At 62.4% G+C, this 16,758-nt stretch carries 12 protein-coding genes and 1 pseudogene; 9 read left to right on the top strand and 4 right to left on the bottom strand.

Features of this window, described 5'->3' with window-relative positions; translation table 11 throughout:
• Positions 1-248 precede the first annotated feature (248 nt).
• The 4 genes and pseudogenes from ABVN19_RS17580 to gap form a co-directional block, all read right to left on the bottom strand.
• Positions 249-2,767, bottom strand: a pseudogene (locus tag ABVN19_RS17580) (TonB-dependent receptor).
• Positions 2,768-2,958: 191 nt separating this feature from the next.
• On the bottom strand, positions 2,959-3,921 hold the full coding sequence (locus tag ABVN19_RS17575) for a FecR domain-containing protein (RefSeq protein ID WP_105641209.1): 963 nt from the start codon (positions 3,919-3,921) through the stop codon (positions 2,959-2,961).
• 68 nt (positions 3,922-3,989) lie between these two features.
• Entirely contained in the window at positions 3,990-4,508 is a 519-nt protein-coding gene (locus ABVN19_RS17570) for a sigma-70 family RNA polymerase sigma factor (protein WP_028942876.1), read from the bottom strand.
• A gap of 172 nt (positions 4,509-4,680) precedes the next feature.
• Positions 4,681-5,682: a type I glyceraldehyde-3-phosphate dehydrogenase gene (gene gap / locus ABVN19_RS17565; protein ID WP_028942877.1), complete on the bottom strand. Its 1,002-nt coding sequence runs from the start codon at positions 5,680-5,682 to the stop codon at positions 4,681-4,683.
• 268 nt (positions 5,683-5,950) lie between these two features.
• Here gap and edd point away from each other — a divergent pair, with 268 nt between their 5' ends.
• The 9 genes from edd (at position 5,951) to ABVN19_RS17520 (ending at position 16,689) form a co-directional block, all read left to right on the top strand.
• Entirely contained in the window at positions 5,951-7,777 is a 1,827-nt protein-coding gene (gene edd / locus ABVN19_RS17560) for a phosphogluconate dehydratase (protein WP_028942878.1), read from the top strand.
• A complete protein-coding gene (locus tag ABVN19_RS17555) occupies positions 7,774-8,730 on the top strand; it encodes a glucokinase (protein ID WP_028942879.1) in 957 nt (318 codons plus the stop codon). Before edd ends, ABVN19_RS17555 begins: the two co-directional genes overlap by 4 nt.
• Before the next feature lie 14 nt (positions 8,731-8,744).
• On the top strand, positions 8,745-9,443 hold the full coding sequence (locus ABVN19_RS17550; RefSeq protein WP_105641253.1) for a response regulator transcription factor: 699 nt from the start codon (positions 8,745-8,747) through the stop codon (positions 9,441-9,443).
• A gap of 43 nt (positions 9,444-9,486) precedes the next feature.
• Complete coding sequence (locus ABVN19_RS17545) at positions 9,487-10,881, top strand: ATP-binding protein (protein ID WP_280643230.1); 1,395 nt, start codon at positions 9,487-9,489, stop codon at positions 10,879-10,881.
• A gap of 145 nt (positions 10,882-11,026) precedes the next feature.
• Complete coding sequence (locus tag ABVN19_RS17540) at positions 11,027-12,289, top strand: ABC transporter substrate-binding protein (protein ID WP_105641208.1); 1,263 nt, start codon at positions 11,027-11,029, stop codon at positions 12,287-12,289.
• Between the two features lie 90 nt (positions 12,290-12,379).
• A complete protein-coding gene (locus ABVN19_RS17535; protein ID WP_028942883.1) occupies positions 12,380-13,288 on the top strand; it encodes a sugar ABC transporter permease in 909 nt (302 codons plus the stop codon).
• Positions 13,281-14,126 (top strand): carbohydrate ABC transporter permease, encoded by an 846-nt coding sequence (locus ABVN19_RS17530; protein WP_028942884.1) that lies wholly within the window; start codon positions 13,281-13,283, stop codon positions 14,124-14,126. Before ABVN19_RS17535 ends, ABVN19_RS17530 begins: the two co-directional genes overlap by 8 nt.
• A 6-nt stretch (positions 14,127-14,132) precedes the next feature.
• Positions 14,133-15,290, top strand: a complete 1,158-nt coding sequence (ugpC, locus tag ABVN19_RS17525) for a sn-glycerol-3-phosphate ABC transporter ATP-binding protein UgpC (RefSeq protein ID WP_105641207.1) — start codon at positions 14,133-14,135, stop codon at positions 15,288-15,290.
• A gap of 52 nt (positions 15,291-15,342) precedes the next feature.
• The gene (locus ABVN19_RS17520) at positions 15,343-16,689 is read left to right on the top strand and encodes a carbohydrate porin (protein ID WP_028942886.1); all 1,347 of its coding nucleotides are present in this window, start codon (positions 15,343-15,345) and stop codon (positions 16,687-16,689) included.
• Positions 16,690-16,758 lie beyond the last annotated feature (69 nt).

Genomic DNA, 16,758 nt, shown 5'->3' with positions numbered 1-16,758 from the left:
GATTCCTTGCGAAGTGGGCGTGCCTAGTGACTAGACGAAACAGAAGACGCGCGACAGTAAAAAAACCTCACCCCTAGGGAGGCCTGTCTTGAACCACGACCGCTGCGCGGTCGATCGCAGGCTGTCGCCAGCGGCTACATCGGTAAATCTGTAGCCGCTGGCGAGAAACGAGGCTGCGATCGGCCGCGCAGCGGCCGTATTCCAGGCACCATCAGGATTGCTGGATGCACTGGTCTGCGAAACCTCTACTAAATGTCCCAGACCAGGTTGATGGCGAAATTGCGCCCTGGCATGGTCAGGCGATCCAGGTTGGCCGGCGAGGTCACCGCCGCTTCACCCAGGCCGTCGTAGCCGCGCACGTCATCCCACTGCCAGTATTTTTTGTCGGTCAGGTTGTACAGGCCGGCGTTGACGGTGATGTCGTCGGTGACCTTGTAGAAGCCGGCAAGGTCGAGCACGCCGTAGCCGGGAGTGCGGAACTGCTGGCTGGCACCGTCGGGGGCGAAGAAGGTGGTGTCGTCGACACGGTCCTTGCGCTTGACCAGGGTCCAGCTCAGCAACGCGCCGTACTGCTCCTGCTCGTAGCCCAGGCCCATCACGGCGGTCAGCGGGTTGACGCTGTTGAGCGGTTGGCCGGTGTCGTCGTTGCGACCACGGGCGTAGGCGATCGAGCCCTGGGTATAGAGACCTTGCGCGGCACCGAAGTGGTCCAGGTTCAGGCGGCCCTTGAACTCGGCACCCTTGATGGTGGCGTGCTTGATGTTGTTGGCCTCGAAGGTCTGGCCCAGGTTGCTGCCCTGCACGGCGTCTTCGTTGATGAAGTCGCGATACTTGTTATAGAACACCGCCACGTCGAAATTGCCGGCGTCGAAGTTGCCGCGCAGGCCGGTCTCGTAGCTCTTGCTCTTTTCCGGCTCAAGGTCGGAATTGCCGCGCACGCTGTAGCCCAGGCCCGGGTTCTCAAAGCGGCCATACAGCGACTTCGCGGTGGGGGTGCGGAAACCTTCGGCGTACTGGCCATACCAGGTGTAGTTGTCGTCGAAGGCGTAGGTTACGCCGAACTTGGGCGATACCCGGTTCCAGGTTTTCTCGTCATCGTCCACCGGGTCAGTGCTCGACGCACCGATACCGCGCAGGAATTCGTCGGTCATGTGCGGCTTGAGCTGGGTGTAGTCGTAGCGCACACCCGGCAGGAAGGTCCATTGGTTCCAGCGTATCTCGTCCTGGGCAAACAGGCTGTAGGTGTTGACGGTCGGGTCCGGGAAGTCGCTGACCAGTGCCTGGCTGTCGTTGACGCTGATCTGGCCGATGGCGCGGCACGCACCACCGACGTTCAGGCAGGTGCCGGTGCCGCTGCGCGAGCCCGTGACCTTTTCGTTCTTCAGGGTGGTGCCGTAGGTCAGCAAGTGCTCGGTTTCACCGACGCTGAAGGCTTTGTCCAGCTGTGCGTCGAAGACCCACTGGCGGTCCTTGTAGGTGGTCTTGCGGTCACGGGCTACCTGGCGGCCGGAGGCAAAGTAGATTTCATCGGTGCGCTGGTCGGTCTTGCCGATCTGGTAGTTCAGGCTCCACTTCACATTGTCGGCCAGCAGGCTGCCCAGGGCGAACTCATGGTTGATGCCGAAGCGCTCGCGGGTCACCACGTCGTTGCCGGTGCGGTCGCGGTATGAGTTCATGGCACCGAAGCCCGGGATGAACGGCCCGCCGACGGCGCTCTTCTGCTCCAGGTCGCGGTCATCCTTGTACTTTTCATAGGTGAACGCCAGGCGCGAATCGTCGGCGTAGTTCCAGCCGGCCTTGGCCAGGATGTTGGTGGTGCGCACATCTTCGGGGTTGGCTTCGGTGCGCTCGAGGCCGGTACCGCCGTGGCCACCGTAGGACTCGGTCTCATGGCCATTGCGCTGGCTCAGGTGCAGCAGGCCGTCGAAGTCGCCCTGGCGGCCGGCGACGGTGGCTGAATTCAACCAGCTTTCGTCGGCCGAGCTGTAGCCGGTCTTCAGGCGTGCGCCGACATCCTTGCCGGGCTTGATGATGTCGTCGGGGTCGAGGGTGAAGTAGCTCACAGCACCGCCGATGGCGTTGCTGCCGTACAGCACCGAGGCCGGGCCACGAAGAATTTCCACGCGCTTGACGATTTCGGGGTCGACGTAGTTGCGCTGGGTCTGGGCGTAGGGGCCGAAGAAGAAGCTGTCGGGGATCGACACGCCGTCGATCTGGGTCAGTACTCGCTCACCGTCGATACCGCGGATGTTGTAGCCGTTCAGGCCACTGCGCTGGCCGGTGCCACTGACCGAGACGCCCGGTTCGTAGCGCACCAGTTCCTTGATGTCGTTGACGTTCTGGCGGTCCAGTTGTTCGCGGGTATGTACGCTGACGGTGCTCGGTACCTGGCTGATGTCCTGGGCGCTACGGGTGGCGCTGACCGTGATCTGCTGCAGGGCGATGACGTTGGAGGTGCTGCGCTCGATCACCACGTTGCCGCTGCCCAGGGTGCGATAGTTCAGGCCGGTGCCGGCCAGCAGTCGCTTGAGCGCAGCCTCGGGCTTGAGAGAGCCCTGAACGCCTGGCGATGCTACGCCTTCGGCCAGTTCGGCAGACAGGCCGACCTGCCAGCCGGTAACGGTGGTAAAGGCATTGAGGGCCGATACCAGCGGTTGCTGGGCAATGGCAAAGCGGTAGTCACCCATGCGCGGCGCAGTTGCCTGGGCAGGTTCGGCGGCCAGGGCCGGAAGCTGCAGGCGCCGCTGGTGAGCAACGCCAGGGTCAACAGGGAGAGCGTGCAACGCTGCAGGCCGGGTTTACGAGAAGTGTCTGAAGACCGACGAGTAGAACCAGTGGACATCGAAAGCGCTCCCTGTCGCGCGAAGTATAGGTATGGCCGATTCAAAAATAAGAATCAGTTGCATTGGCTATAACGAGACGTTTCGGTTCAGGGAATCGCGTAAAAATAATTGCAGATCAGTTGAGAATGACCACGGCGGGGAACTCGTGCAACTGGGCCGACGTGATGTGGGCCAGGGCGCGCAAGGTCTCGATCGGTTGATCCAGGCGGTAGTTGCCGGTGACCGCGACCTGCTCCAGGCGCTCGTTGCGCGAGATGATCATGCCTGGGTAATAGCGGCGGATTTCAGCCAGCACCTGCTCAAGTGGGCAGTTTTCGAAAATCAGCCGGCCGTGGACCCAGGCCAGGTCTTTTTGCGGATCGACCCGCTCGCGCTGGCCAAAGCCGTTGGGACCGATGCGGATGCTGTCGCCGCTGGACAGGCGGATGTGCTGGTCGCTGCTGGCGCGCAGGTCGATATCGCCACGCTGCACGCGGACCTGGGCCTCGCCGTTGAGGTAGCGCACGGCAAAGTCGCTGTCGCGCACGCTGGCACGCAAGGGGCCGGCTTGCAGTTCAAACGGTTGGGCCATGCCGGCGGGTACCTCGAAGAACGCCTCGCCCTGGTAGAGGCGGGCGACGCGCTGGCGATTGTCGATATCGCTGGAGAAAGCCGAGTTGGTGTTGAGCAACACCTTCGAGCCGTCTTCGAGTTGCAGTCGCTGGCGCTCGCCGACCACGGTCAGGTGATCGGCTTGCAGGCGCATCGGTACATTGCCCACGGTGAAAACCCCGACCAGCAACACAGCGGCAGCTGCCAGCGGCTTCCAGTGCGGACGCAGGCGGGCCAGGCGCGAAGGGCGATTGGCCTGGGCAATCTGGGCAGCGGCCTGGCGTAGCGTGTCGCCCTGCCATAGGGCTTCGGCTTCGACATAAGCCTGGGCATTGGCCGGGTCGGCCTCGAGCCAGGCTTCAAAGGCGAGGGTGTCTTCAGGCGTGGCGCATTGCAGGCGGATCAACCAGTCCAGGGCCTGGTCCATGGCACTGTCGCAGGCAGCCGAGTCTGGCGGCGAAGGGCGATGAGGGGCGCTATCGGTCACGGAGAGTCCTGGAAGGTCTTGTCGTTGTATTTATGATCAAGCGTTATGGCAGCGCTGGCAACCCACCGTCAGTCGCGGTTCAGGCGATTGGCGACACCTACACAGATGGCCATGATCAGTTTCAGTTCCTTCTGGACTGTACTGGCGGAAACGTTGAGCTGCTCGGCGATCTCCAGGTAACTGGCGCCGTGCAATCGGCTGAGAATGAAAATACGCTGCTGGCGTGGGGTCAACTGGCCGAGGCTGACACTCAGGCGCTTGAGCAGTTGTTCGGCGTGGGCGGCGTCTTCGGCGCTGCTGCTGGGGGCGGCGACGTTGTGCAGAATTTGTTCGGGCACATCATCGACCAGGTTGCGAGCCTGGGCGCGGCGCGCGCGCAAATGGTCCAGCGCCAGGTTGCGGGCGGTCTGGAAAACAAAAGGCTCAAGGTGCTCGATGGGGCGCTCGCCGAGGGCACGGGTGACGCGCAGGTAGGTCTCTTGCAGCAGGTCTTCGGCGGTGCTCGGGTTATCAACCATGCGTTGCAGGGTGCGCAGCAGGCTGACTCGCTGGGCGAGAAATACAGTGTTGAACTGGGACTGGCTCACAGTGATACCCGAGCAATGCGAAGCGAATGATAATGCTTATCATCTTTGCATAGGTCAAGTCTGTAATGCCTGCAGGAGCGGACTTGCCCCGCGAGGGGCCATTCCAGCCACCGAATCCGTGTGGTCTGGAAGGGTGGGCCGCGGGCAAGCCCGCTCCTGCCGCGCGCCTGTTCTATCGGGCGCTGCACAGCGCCAGGCAGTTATCCAGCATGCGGTTGGAGAAACCCCATTCGTTGTCATACCAGGCCAGCACCTTGAGCATGCGGCCGCTGGTGCGGGTGTGGTTGGCGTCGAAAATCGACGACAGCGGGTTGTGGTTGAAGTCGCACGACACCAGCGGCAGGCTGTTGTAGCCCAGCACCCTGGAGTGTCGGCTGGCCTCCTTGAACAGGGCGTTGACCTCGTCGGCAGTGGTCTCGCGCGCAAGGTTCACGGTCAGGTCCACCAGCGATACGTTGATCACCGGTACGCGCACTGCCATGCCCGTCAGTTTGCCCGCCAGTTCCGGCAGCACCAGCCCCACGGCCTCGGCCGCACCGGTCTTGCTCGGAATCATCGACTGGGTGGCCGAGCGCGCACGGAACGGGTCGCTGTGGTAGACGTCGGTCAGGCTCTGGTCATTGGTGTAGGCATGAATGGTGGTCATCAACCCTTGCTCGATGCCCAGTTCGCGGTGCAGCACCTGAGCCAGGGGCGCCAGGCAGTTGGTGGTGCAAGAGGCAGCCGAGATGATCTGGTGGCCGGCCCGCAAGATATCGTGGTTGACGCCATACACAATGGTCGCATCGGCACCCTTGGCCGGTGCCGAGATAATGACTTTGCCCGCCCCGGCAGTAAGATGGGCGGCTGCCTTGGCGCGATCGGTGAATAGCCCGGTGCACTCGAATACCACATCAATGGCTTCGGCTTTCCACGGCAGTTCCGCCGGGTTGCGGATGGCACTGACAGCAATGCGGTCGCCATTGACGGTCAGGCTTTCATGATCGGATTCGACGTCGGCAGCAAAGATGCCATGGACGCTGTCGTACTTGAGCAGATGGGCATTGATCGCGCTGTCACCCAGGTCATTGATCGCGACGACCTGCAGGTCCTGGCGGTAGCCTTGGGTATAGAGTGCGCGGAGGATGTTGCGGCCAATGCGGCCAAAGCCATTGATTGCGATGCGAAGGGTCATGGAGCTACCTCTGGCAGACCGGGTTAAGCCCGTGGCAAATGAAGAATTGCTTCACTGCATCTGATTTTGTTGTTGGAATTACAAGATTATTCGTAAAAAAATAGAAAACAAGCCTTTTTGCTGGCAGTATTTTGTTCAATCTACAACGAGCGATCGGCCAAGCCGTCCCTCCCTCGACACTCGCCCCTGCCTTTGAGCCTAGGTGGCGATTGCGGATAAGGGAAACGGCCGCAGAGGTCGCAATCACCGATAGCCTGGAGTCCAGTACATGCATCCGCGCATTCTTGAGGTCACCCAACGGCTGATCGACCGCAGTCGTCCCACCCGCGAACGCTACTTGCAGTTGATTCGCGGCGCTGCCAGCGACGGGCCGATGCGCGCCAAGCTGCAATGCGCCAATTTCGCCCACGGTGTGGCGGGCTGTGGCACCCAGGACAAAAACAGCCTGCGGATGATGAATGCGGCCAACGTCGCCATCGTCTCGGCCTACAACGATATGCTCTCGGCCCACCAGCCCTACGAGCACTACCCCGAACAGATCAAGCAGGCACTGCGCGACATTGGTTCGGTTGGCCAGTTCGCCGGCGGTGTGCCGGCCATGTGCGACGGCGTCACGCAGGGCGAACCGGGCATGGAGCTGGGTATCGCCAGCCGCGAAGTGATCGCCATGTCCACCGCCATCGCCCTGTCGCACAACATGTTCGATGCCGCATTGATGCTGGGCATCTGCGACAAGATTGTGCCCGGCCTGTTGATGGGCGCGCTGCGCTTTGGTCACCTGCCGACGATTTTCGTGCCGGGCGGGCCGATGCCCTCGGGTATTTCCAATAAGCAGAAGGCCGATGTGCGCCAGCGCTATGCCGAGGGCAAGGCCAGCCGCGAGGAGTTGCTGGAGTCGGAAATGAAGTCCTACCACAGCCCTGGCACCTGTACCTTTTATGGCACCGCCAACACCAACCAGTTGTTGATGGAAGTGATGGGCCTGCACCTGCCGGGTGCCTCGTTCGTCAACCCGTACACGCCGCTGCGCGATGCCCTGACCATCGAGGCGGCGCAACAGGTCACGCGCATGACCAAGGCCAGCGGCGACTTCATGCCGCTGGGCGAGATTGTCGACGAGAAGTCCCTGGTCAACTCCATCGTCGCCCTGCACGCCACGGGTGGTTCGACCAACCACACCCTGCACATGCCGGCGATTGCTCAGGCAGCCGGGATCCAGCTCACCTGGCAGGACATGGCCGAGCTGTCAGAGGTGGTGCCGACCCTGTCCCATGTGTATCCAAACGGCAAGGCCGACATCAACCACTTCCAGGCGGCGGGCGGCATGGCGTTTCTGATTCGCGAACTGCTCGACGCCGGGTTGCTGCACGAAGACGTCAACACCGTGGCCGGTCATGGCCTGCGTCGTTATACCCAGGAGCCGTTCCTGCAGGAGGGCAAGCTGGTGTGGCGCGAAGGTCCGCAGGCGAGCCTGGATGAAGCCATTCTGCGTCCGGTCGCGCGACCGTTCTCGCCTGAAGGCGGTCTGCGGGTGATGGAAGGCAACCTGGGCCGTGGTGTGATGAAAGTCTCCGCCGTGGCCCCTGAACACCAGGTTGTCGAAGCGCCGGCGCGCGTATTCCACGACCAGCAGGCACTGGCCGATGCCTTCCAGGCGGGTGAACTGGAATGTGATTTTGTTGCGGTGATGCGCTTTCAAGGCCCACGCTGCAACGGCATGCCCGAACTGCACAAGATGACTCCGTTCCTGGGCGTGCTGCAGGACCGCGGCTTCAAGGTGGCGTTGGTGACCGATGGGCGTATGTCGGGTGCTTCGGGGAAAATCCCGGCGGCCATACATGTGTGCCCCGAAGCCTTTGACGGCGGGCCGCTGGCGCGGGTACGCGATGGCGATATCGTACGGGTCGACGGCGTTGCCGGCACCCTGACGGTGAAACTCGACGCCGCGACCCTCGCCGACCGGGAAATTTCCGCGGCGCCCAGCGGTAACGACCTGGGCTGTGGCCGTGAACTGTTCGGCTTCCTGCGCATGGCCCTGAGCCCGGCCGAGCAAGGCGCCAGCGCCTTCACCTCGGCGCTGGAGACGCTCAAATGAAGCGCGCCCTGGTCGGTGATATCGGCGGTACCAACGCACGCTTCGCCCTCTGGGAAAACAACGCCATGCATTCGGTGCAGGTGTTTGCCACCGCCGACTACACCAGCCCGGAGCAGGCCATTGGCGCCTACCTGGCGGCCCAGGGCCTGGCCAGGGGCGAGCTCGAGGCCGTCTGCCTGGCGGTGGCCGGGCCTGTGAGCGGTGATGAGTTTCGCTTCACCAACAACCACTGGCGGCTCAGTCGCCAGGCGTTCTGCAGGGCCCTGCAGGTCAAACAACTGCTACTGATCAACGACTTCACCGCCATGGCCCTGGGCATGACCCGGTTGCAGGCCGACGAGTGCCGCGAGGTATGTGCGGGTGTTGCCGATGCCGGGCGCCCGGCGGTGGTGATCGGCCCGGGTACGGGGCTGGGCGTGGGCACTTTGCTGGCCCTGGGTGACGGCCGCTGGATGGCCTTGCCCGGGGAGGGCGGGCATGTCGATCTGCCGGTGAGTACCCCGCGTGAGGCGCAGATCCACCAGCAGATTGCCCTCGAGACAGGGCACGTCAGTGCCGAGACTGTGCTCAGTGGCGGTGGCCTGTTGCGCTTGTACCAGGCTGTCTGCGCGCTGGACGGGCAGCAGGCAACACTGCAGAGTCCGGCGGCGATTACCGATGCGGCCCTCGCGGGCGATCCCGTGGCGTTGGCGGTTATCGAGCAGTTCTGCCGCTTTCTGGGGCGTGTGGCGGGCAATAATGTACTTACCTTGGGTGGGCGTGGCGGTGTCTACATTGTTGGTGGTGTGATCCCGCGATTCGCCGAGCTGTTCTTGCGCAGCGGGTTTGCCGAAAGCTTTGCCGACAAGGGCTGCATGAGCGGTTACTTCAAGAACGTGCCGGTGTGGCTGGTGACGGCGGAATTCTCCGGATTGCTCGGCGCAGGCGTGGCTCTGGAAGGAGTCAACGCGTGAGTAAGTCGATACTGATGGTCGACGACGATCAGGAGATTCGCGAGCTGTTGCACACTTACCTCAGCCGTGCCGGTTTCCAGGTCACTGCCGCCTCCGACGGTCGCGGTTTTCGCCAGGCCCTGGATAGCGGCGAGTGGGACCTGGTGATTCTCGACGTCATGCTGCCCGATGAAGACGGCTTCAGCCTGTGTCGCTGGGTGCGCCAGCATGGGCGTCTGGCCCAGGTGCCGATCATTATGTTGACCGCCAGCTCCGATGAGGCCGACCGGGTGATCGGCCTGGAGTTGGGCGCCGATGACTACCTGGGCAAACCCTTCAGCCCACGCGAATTGCTGGCGCGCATCAAGGCCTTGCTGCGCCGGGCCGGGTTCGGCCAGGAGCGCAACGGGGGCGATGTATTGGCCTTTGACGAGTGGCGCCTGGATACGATCAGCCACCGCTTGTTTCATCGCGACGGCGAGGAGGTAATTCTCTCTGGTGCCGACTTCGCCTTGCTCAAACTGTTTCTCGATAACCCGCAACAGATCCTCGACCGCGACACCATCGGCAACGCCACCCGCGGGCGCGAACCCATGCCCCTGGACCGTATCGTCGACATGGCTGTCAGCCGCCTGCGCCAGCGCCTGCGCGACACTGACAAGCCGCCGCGGCTGATACGCACCATTCGCGGCAGCGGTTACCTGCTGGCGGCCAGCATTGCGCCCGCGCACTGAGCGGCGCCGGCGCCTGCCACTGCCGCGCTCGCTGCTGGGGCGCATGCTGCTGTTGACCTTGCTGGTGGTGCTGCTGGCCCAGGGCCTGTCGAGCCTGATCTGGCTGTCGCAATTGCGCGCCAGCCAACTGGAAGGACTGGTGGCCAGTGCCCGCAGCCTGGCCCACTCGATGAGCGCCAGTGTCAGCTATTTTCGCTCGCTGCCGGTGGCCTACCGGCCCATGGTGCTGGACCAGTTGCGCAACATGGGCGGCACCCGTTTTGTGGTCTCGCTCAATGACAAACCCCTGGAGATGCAGGAGCTACCTTCGACTGTGCGCAAACAGGCGGTGATCACCGCCGTCGATGAGGTGCTGCACCAGCGACTGGGCCAGCAACTGGAAATCTCGGTGAAGTTTGTCAGTCCTCAGGATCTGCGTATCTTCAACAGCGGCCTGAAACTCGATGAACTGCCGCGCTCCTGGGCGCACTATGCCTTGACCCTGGAGCCGATCAATCCGCCGGTGCTGGTGATGCAGATTCACCTGGGCGAAGGCGAGTGGCTGTACATCGCCTCGCTGCTGCCTGAACCCTACACCAGCCTTGAGGAGCAGGAACTGCCAGCCCAGCAGGTCTGGTTCATTCTCCTGACCAGCTTCTTCCTGCTGTTGTTCATCGGCTTGCTGGTGCATTGGCAGAGCCGCCCGCTCAAGCGTCTGGCCCTGGCTGCGCGGGAGATGTCGCTGGGGGCGGATGTCGAGCCGGTCACCGAAGGTGGCGGCAGCGAGGTAGAGGAGGTGGGGCGTGCCTTCAATGCCATGCGCGAGCGTATCAGTCGCTACCTGACCGAGCGCAGTCAGTTGTTCAGTGCTATCTCCCATGACTTGCGTACGCCAATCACCCGCCTGCGCCTGCGCGTCGAGTTGCTCGATGACGAGGCCGTGCAGGCCAAGTTCAGCCGCGACCTAGATGAACTGGAAATGCTGGTCAAGGGTGCGCTGCAATGTGTGAAAGACACCGACATCCACGAGAACATCGAGCGCATCGACCTGAACCAGGTGCTGGAGTGCCTGGTCGAGCCGTACCTGAGCAGCGGCAGGATCACCCTGGAAGGACGAGCGATGGCGCCCTATCCGGGCAAGCCGCTGGCGCTCAAGCGCTGCATGGGCAACCTGATCGACAACGCCTTGAAGTATGGTGAGCGTGCGCACCTGCGGGTGATCGACAGCGGCAGTGGGTTCGTTCTGCAGGTCGACGATGAAGGCCCTGGAGTGCCCGAGCAACGCCTGGAGCAAGTGTTCGAACCGCATTTTCGTCTGGCGGGCCAGCAACAGGGCTACGGCCTGGGCCTGGGTATCGCGCGCAATATCGCTCACAGCCATGGCGGTGAGGTGAGCATGCGCAACCTGCGCGAAGGCGGCTTGCGCGTGACCTTGAGCTTGCCGCGCAGCGGTGACTGAGCCGCTGGCCAGGCGAATGTCACCAGTTGGTGACATTCGCGCATCCCTTCGTTACGTCCCCTCGATCAACCTCTGTTTAGACTCCGATGCAAGCGCAAGCAGCATGACTTGCACCTGCATAACAACAAGAAAAGGTTTGCCCTCAATGAATGCGATCAATCGTCTCGCCGCTGTCATTTCCCTTGCCTCCTTGTTGCCCCTGAGCGCTGTTGCCGCCGATGCCGGTACGGTTGAAGTGCTGCATTGGTGGACCTCCGGCGGCGAAGCCAAAGCCGTCGAAACGCTCAAGGCGCAGGTGCAGAAAGACGGCTTCGTGTGGAAGGACAACGCCGTGGCCGGTGGCGGCGGGGCCGCTGCCATGACCGTGCTCAAGACGCGCGCGATCTCCGGCAATCCACCGGCCGCCGCACAGATCAAAGGCCCGGATATCCAGGAGTGGGGCGCACTGGGTTTGCTGACTGAACTCGATGACGTCTCCAAGGCCAACAACTGGGATGCGCTGCTGCCCCGGAAGGTGGCCGAGATCATGAAGTACGACGGTCACTACGTGGCCGTGCCGGTAAACATCCACCGAGTCAACTGGCTGTGGATCAACCCCCAGGTGTTTGCAAAGGCCGGTGCCAAGGTGCCCACCACCCTTGACGAACTCTTCGCCGCCGCCGACAAGCTCAAGGCTGCCGGTTTCACTCCCCTGGCCCATGGCGGGCAGCCCTGGCAGGACAGCACCGTGTTCGAGGACCTGGCCTTGAGCATCCTGGGGCCGAAGGATTATCACGCCGCCTTTGTCGAACTGGACGAAAGCACCCTGACCGGCGAGAAGATGGTCGAGGTGTTCAAGACCTTGCAACGCCTGGGCACCTACATGGACCCCAACCGGGCCGGGCGTGACTGGAACATTGCCGCTGCCGAGGTCATCAGCGGCAAGGCCGGCATGCAGATCATGGGCGACTGGGCCAAGAGCGAGTGGACCGCTGCCGGCAAGGTGGCGGGCAAGGATTACGAGTGCGTGGCCTTTCCCGGCACCCAGGGCAGTTTTGCCTACAACATCGACTCGCTGGCGATGTTCAAACTCAAGAACGAGAACGACATCAGGGCCCAGAACGACCTGGCCAAGGTCGCCCTGGAGCCGCAGTTCCAGACCGTGTTCAACCAGAACAAGGGCTCGCTGCCGGTACGCCAGGACATGGACATGAGCCAATTCGATGCCTGTACCCAGAAGTCGGCGCAGGACTTCAAGGAGGCCGAGAAGGGCGATGGCCTGCAGCCGAGCATGGCCCACAACATGGCGACTTCCCTGGCAGTGCAGGGGGCGATCTTCGATGTGGTGACCAACTTCCTCAATGACCCGAAAGCGGACCCCGCAACGGCGGTCAAACAACTGAATTCGGCGATCAAGTCGGCCAAGTGAATCTGGCCTGATCGCGGCGCAAGCCCTGCTCCCACACTTCTTTGTAGGAGCGGGCTTGCCCCGCGAAACACCCCATACGAGATACTTCCGATGAGCACTGTTGCCACAATCAACAAGGCCTCCCCCCTCGACGCCCTGCAGCGCTGGCTACCGAAACTGGTGCTGGCGCCGAGCATGCTGATCGTTCTGGTGGGCTTCTACGGCTACATCCTCTGGACCTTCATCCTGTCGTTCACCAACTCGAGCTTCATGCCCAGCTACAAGTGGGTGGGTCTGGCGCAGTATGCGCGCCTGATGGAGAACGACCGCTGGTGGGTGGCGAGCAAGAACCTGCTGGTGTTCGGCGGCCTGTTCATCGTCATCAGCCTGGTGATCGGCGTGCTGCTGGCGGTGTTGCTCGACCAGCGCATCCGCCGCGAAGGGTTTATCCGCACCGTGTACTTGTACCCGATGGCGCTGTCGATGATTGTCACCGGCACCGCCTGGAAGTGGTTGCTCAATCCAGGCCTGGGCCTGGACAAGATGCTGCGCGACTGGGGTTGGGAGGGCTTTCGCCTGGACTGGCTGGTGGACCCTGATCGGGTCGTCTACTGCCTGGTTATCGCTGCAGTGTGGCAGGCCTCGGGCTTTGTCATGGCACTGTTCCTGGCGGGGTTGCGCAGTGTCGATCAGTCGATCATCCGCGCCGCGCAGGTCGATGGTGCGAGCCTGCCGAGCATCTACCTGCGCATTGTGCTGCCGAGCCTGCGCCCGGTGTTCTTCAGTGCGCTGATGATTCTTGCGCATATCGCCATCAAGAGTTTCGACCTGGTCGCGGCGATGACCGCAGGTGGCCCGGGTTATGCCTCGGACCTGCCGGCAATGTTCATGTATTCCTTCACCTTCAGCCGTGGGCAGATGGGCATGGGCTCGGCCAGCGCGATCCTGATGCTCGGCGCAATCCTGTCGATCCTGGTGCCTTACCTGTATTCGGAACTGAGGAACAAGCGCCATGACTAGATCCCTGGCTCCTCGCTCGCTTTCCTTCAGCCGCCTGGCGATCTACTCGACGCTGCTGCTGGCCTGCGCGCTGTACCTGGTTCCGCTGATTGTCATGCTGCTGACCAGCTTCAAGTCACCAGAGGACATCCGCACCGGCAACCTGCTGAGCTGGCCCGAGATGATCACCGGGATTGGCTGGATCAAGGCCTGGGACATCGTCGGTGGCTACTTCTGGAACTCGGTGAAGATTACCGTGCCAGCCGTGGTGATCTCGACCCTGCTGGGCGCCTTGAATGGCTATGTGCTGTCGATGTGGCGCTTTCGCGGTTCGCAACTGTTCTTCGGGTTGTTGCTGTTCGGTTGTTTCCTGCCGTTCCAGACCGTGCTGCTGCCGGCCTCGTTCACTCTCGGCAAGCTGGGGCTGGCCAGCACCACCACGGGCCTTGTGCTGGTACACATCGTCTATGGCCTGGCCTTTACCACGCTGTTTTTCCGCAACTACTACTGCAGCGTCCCGGATGCCCTGGTGCGGGCGGCGCGGCTGGATGGGGCAGGGTTCTTCACCATTTTCGGGCGGATCCTGCTGCCGATGTCGGTGCCGATCATCATGGTCTGCCTGATCTGGCAGTTCACCCAGATCTGGAACGATTTTCTCTTCGGTGTGGTCTTCGCCAGTGGCGATGCCCAGCCGATCACCGTGGCCCTGAACAACCTGGTCAACACCAGCACCGGGGTCAAGGAATACAACGTCGACATGGCGGCGGCGATGATCGCCGGGTTACCGACCCTGTTGGTCTATGTGCTGGCTGGCAAGTATTTCCTGCGCGGGCTCACGGCCGGCGCGGTCAAGGGGTGAATCACTATGGCAACGCTTGAGCTGCGCAACGTCAACAAGACCTACGGCAGTGGTCTGCCGGATACCTTGAAGCATATCGACCTGTCGATCGATGCGGGAGAGTTCCTGATCCTCGTGGGGCCTTCCGGTTGCGGCAAATCGACCCTGATGAACTGTATCGCAGGGCTCGAACAGATCACGGGTGGAGCGATCCTGGTGGACGACGCCGACATCAGCGGCATGAGCCCCAAGGACCGCGACATAGCCATGGTGTTCCAGTCGTATGCGCTGTACCCGACCATGAACGTGCGTGACAACATCGCCTTCGGCCTGAAGATGCGCAAGATGCCGGCGGCAGCCATCGACGAAGAGGTGGCGCGGGTGGCGAAGCTGCTGCAGATCGAGCACCTGCTCATGCGCAAGCCCGGCCAGCTCTCCGGTGGCCAGCAACAGCGGGTGGCCATGGGCCGGGCGCTGGCGCGGCGGCCGAAGATCTACCTGTTCGACGAGCCGCTGTCCAACCTCGACGCCAAGCTGCGAGTGGAGATGCGCACCGAGATCAAGCTGATGCACCAGCGCCTCAAGACCACCACGGTGTACGTCACCCACGACCAGATCGAGGCCATGACCCTGGGTGACAAGGTGGCGGTGATGAAGGATGGCCTGATCCAGCAGTTCGGAACGCCGCAACAGATCTACAACGATCCGGCCAACCTGTTTGTCGCAAGCTTCATCGGCTCGCCGCCGATGAACTTCATTCCCCTGCGACTGCAACGCAAGGATGGCCGCCTGCAGGCCTTGCTCGACAGTGGCCAGGCCCGATGCGAACTACCCTTGGGGATCAGTGATGCGGGCCTTGAGGAACGTGACGTGATCCTTGGCATTCGTCCCGAGCAGATCGCCCTGGCGCCGGCCCAGGCCAATGGCTTGCCGGGTATTCGTGCCCAGGTGCAGATCACCGAGCCTACCGGCCCCGACCTGCTGGTGTTCGTCACGCTCAACCAGACCAAGGTGTGCTGCCGTCTGGCGCCGGATGTACCGACCCGGGTTGGTGACACCTTGAACCTGCAGTTCGATCCGGCGCGGGTGCTGTTGTTCGATGCCGCCACGGGTGAGCGCCTGGGGGTGAGGGCCGAGCCGCAGCAGGCAGGCAAAGGCAACGTGGCCCAGTTCAAGGGCCGCTGAATTCGTAGTAGAGCGTAAACCCATCGAGAACAATAAAACGAGGAAACAAGGGATGGATCACTTCAAACACATCTTGCCGCTGGGTTCCTTGACCCTGCTGGCAGCGCTGGGGGCAAGCGGTGGCGCGCAGGCTGCCGGTGCCTTTGCACCGGAGTCGAAATGGATGAGCGGCGACTGGGGCGGTACGCGTACCGAGCTTCTGGAGAAGGGTTACGACTTCACCCTGGACTACGTCGGTGAAGTGGCCGGCAACCTCGATGGTGGCTACAACGACGACAAGACAGCGCGCTACAGCGACCAGTTCGCCCTCGGCGCGCACCTGGACCTGGAGAAGATCCTTGGTTGGCATGATGCCGAATTCAAGTTGGCGATCACCGAGCGCAGCGGGCGCAACCTGTCCAATGACCGCATCAGTGACCCACGCGCCGGCCAGTTCAGTTCGGTGCAGGAGGTGTGGGGGCGCGGCCAGACCTGGCGCCTGACCCAGATGTGGATCAAGCAGCAGTACTTCGATGGTGCGCTGGATGTCAAATTCGGCCGTTTCGGCGAGGGCGAGGACTTCAACAGCTTTCCCTGCGACTTCCAGAACCTGGCGTTCTGTGGCTCCCAGGTGGGCAACTGGGTGGGCGGCATCTGGTACAACTGGCCGGTGAGTCAATGGGCGCTGCGGGTCAAATACAACATCACCCCCGAGTTCTTCGCCCAGGTTGGCGTGTACGAGCAGAACCCTTCCAACCTTGAGACCGGCAATGGTTTCAAACTCAGCGGCAGCGGCACCAAGGGCATGATCCTGCCGGTGGAGCTGGTGTGGTCGCCCAAGGTCAACGAACTGCCGGGCGAGTACCGCCTGGGCTACTACTACAGCACCGCCAAGGCCGACGATGTGTACGAGGACGTGAACGGCCAGCCCCAGGCTATTACCGGCAACGACTTCAAGTCCCATTCCAGCAAGCACGGCTGGTGGGTCGTGGCCCAGCAGCAGGTCACCGCGCACAACGGCGACGCCAGCCGTGGCCTGAGTCTGTTTGCCAACTTCACCGTGCACGACAAGGCCACCAACGTGGTCGACAACTACCAGCAGGTGGGCTTGGTCTACAAAGGTGCGTTTGATTCGCGGCCCAAGGATGACATCGGCTTTGGCGTGGCACGCATTCATGTCAACGATGATGTGAAAGACCGGGCCGAACTGCTCAATCAGCAGAGCGGTATCAGCGATTACGACAACCCCAATTTTGTCCCGATCCAGGAAACCGAATACAACGCCGAGCTCTATTACGGTTTCCATGTGACTAACTGGCTGACCGTGCGGCCGAACCTGCAGTACGTCAAGCGCCCGGGTGGCGTGGATGAGGTGGACAACGCGCTGGTCGCGGGATTGAAGATTCAGTCGTCGTTCTGAGGCAATATGTTGTAAATTTACGCCATATTGCGGCCGCATCGCGGGGCAAGCCCGCTCCTACGGTAGGAG

The sequence above is a fragment of the Pseudomonas vranovensis genome, assembly GCF_040438935.1.
GTDB classification, from domain to species: domain Bacteria; phylum Pseudomonadota; class Gammaproteobacteria; order Pseudomonadales; family Pseudomonadaceae; genus Aquipseudomonas; species Aquipseudomonas vranovensis.
The sequence above is the reverse complement of the archived record's forward strand: the minus strand, read 5'-3'. Positions and strand labels throughout refer to the sequence as shown.

Excerpts from the sequence above, each read along its gene's own strand:
- ABVN19_RS17530 (WP_028942884.1), top strand. The coding sequence starts at position 13,281 with ATGACTAGATCCCTGGCTCCTCGCTCGCTTTCCTTCAGCCGCCTGGCG.
- ABVN19_RS17520 (WP_028942886.1), top strand. The coding sequence starts at position 15,343 with ATGGATCACTTCAAACACATCTTGCCGCTGGGTTCCTTGACCCTGCTG.
- ABVN19_RS17550 (WP_105641253.1), top strand. The coding sequence starts at position 8,745 with ATGGTCGACGACGATCAGGAGATTCGCGAGCTGTTGCACACTTACCTC.
- ABVN19_RS17545 (WP_280643230.1), top strand. The coding sequence starts at position 9,487 with ATGCTGCTGTTGACCTTGCTGGTGGTGCTGCTGGCCCAGGGCCTGTCG.
- ugpC (WP_105641207.1), top strand. The coding sequence starts at position 14,133 with ATGGCAACGCTTGAGCTGCGCAACGTCAACAAGACCTACGGCAGTGGT.
- ABVN19_RS17535 (WP_028942883.1), top strand. The coding sequence starts at position 12,380 with ATGAGCACTGTTGCCACAATCAACAAGGCCTCCCCCCTCGACGCCCTG.
- ABVN19_RS17540 (WP_105641208.1), top strand. The coding sequence starts at position 11,027 with ATGAATGCGATCAATCGTCTCGCCGCTGTCATTTCCCTTGCCTCCTTG.
- ABVN19_RS17555 (WP_028942879.1), top strand. The coding sequence starts at position 7,774 with ATGAAGCGCGCCCTGGTCGGTGATATCGGCGGTACCAACGCACGCTTC.
- edd (WP_028942878.1), top strand. The coding sequence starts at position 5,951 with ATGCATCCGCGCATTCTTGAGGTCACCCAACGGCTGATCGACCGCAGT.
- gap (WP_028942877.1), bottom strand. The coding sequence starts at position 5,682 with ATGACCCTTCGCATCGCAATCAATGGCTTTGGCCGCATTGGCCGCAAC.